Source organism: Priestia sp. P5_B4, assembly GCF_056400385.1.
The window spans coordinates 1-1,480 of record NZ_JBFULJ010000917.1 but is presented as its reverse complement, the minus strand read 5'-3'; the positions used below and the strand labels follow the sequence as shown (position 1 = coordinate 1,480).

2 protein-coding genes are annotated in these 1,480 nt (G+C 36.4%); both read right to left on the bottom strand.

Annotation, left to right across the window (positions count from 1 at the left end; all coding sequences use genetic code 11):
• Positions 1–89 precede the first annotated feature (89 nt).
• On the bottom strand, positions 90–707 hold the full coding sequence (locus AC1DRF_RS27460) for a methanogen output domain 1-containing protein (protein ID WP_043980926.1): 618 nt from the start codon (positions 705–707) through the stop codon (positions 90–92).
• 303 nt (positions 708–1,010) lie between these two features.
• Positions 1,011–1,480, bottom strand: a 470-nt coding sequence (locus tag AC1DRF_RS27455) for an alpha/beta hydrolase family protein (protein ID WP_477742244.1), incomplete at its 5' end; no start/stop codon positions are given.

Genomic DNA, 1,480 nt, shown 5'->3' with positions numbered 1-1,480 from the left:
AATTAAAGGCTGCTCTTTGTTTTATACATCTTGTTTTGCTTCTCTAACTAGAACAAAATGTCTTAATAGTTAAGTGTGGTAATACAATGCTATTTACGTAATTCTTCTAATTCCGCAAGAAGGGTTTCAATCATTTCATCGCTTCTTCGAAGTTCTTGATTAAGCATATGAATCGTTTCCTCTTCCCAGTTAAAAGGGTTACCATAAGAAGGGGTAATAGGAAGATCTTCATACACATCTCCATTTTCTTCACTGTGTTTTGTAAAATATATAGCAACTTCACACATTGGGTGACCAAGAGCAATACGCTGACGCAAGCTCACTTTTCCATAACCGAATTTCCGAGCTGCAATTCCTCCAAACACACTAGACGTCATCTTACATAAATGAGGAGCATCCTGTACGACGTCACCAAATGGACATTGAGTAGCGCTTACAACCACATGGTCTGGATAAACGGACACAATTTCAAAGTGACCTCCAATTGAATTTTTAAGGTCAATTATAACTTCTGCATATTCTTCTACCGTCCACTTTTCATGCTTATCGCTATAAAAGTCTTCCATCCATTCTCCAGTACGAATACCAATTTGTTTAATATATTCTTCAGCTACGGGACCTACCGTTTTTTCATGAATCATTGCGTACTGTGTAATAAGTTTAGACAAAAATACATGTCCGCTTAGCTGACCTTTTTTTAAAGCCATATTGTAAATCCCCCTTTTGTTTTGTAAAAGAGCAAAAATATCAATTCAATAGGCAGCACTTTTTCTATATATCTTTATTTCTTAATTATTACAGATTAATAAGATCGCGTGTTATGTTTTTTGAATTTAAAAATATTTTTTTCTAAATACTGGCTTCTTTTTAAAAAGAAAKAAGGAGACTAGCATCATGGACCTTATAGGAAATAAAAATCCCTTAGAAGCTCATCAGCTTCTAAGAGATTTTAACTGCTCTTTCTAGATATAATTGCTTCAAAAGAAAAGGTGGTACAACTCACTAATCTGTTAAAAAGGACGTAATAAAAAGTTCAATATAGTGTTTTGAAGGTCCTCATGAAACTCCTTGCGATTAAAGCCTGCCGGGTCCTGAGAAGGGGGGAAAGAAGGAGATTTCATAAAGTCGGGAAATGGGCTGAGAAATGAAAAATGCCCTCCATTTTCTACAACGATATGCTGAACTTTTTCCTTATCAGAAACGCCATTTAACACAAATTCCCCGTGAAAAGAAGGAGTAATCGTATCCTTTTCGCCTGTAATCATTAAAWTAGGTATATTCACGTCTTCAAGAGCGCCTTTTTCCCTGAACCATCCGGCGGCTGGCGCTAAAAGAATAAGTGATTGAACCCGCTTATCATKAGTAATAGATAAACAATAAGGCTTTTGATCAGGAGATTCAGAAGGAAAAGAAGTGGGAACTCCACCTGCTACAGCAAGAGCCGTATATCCTCCCATGGAATGCCCAATAAGAGAAATAT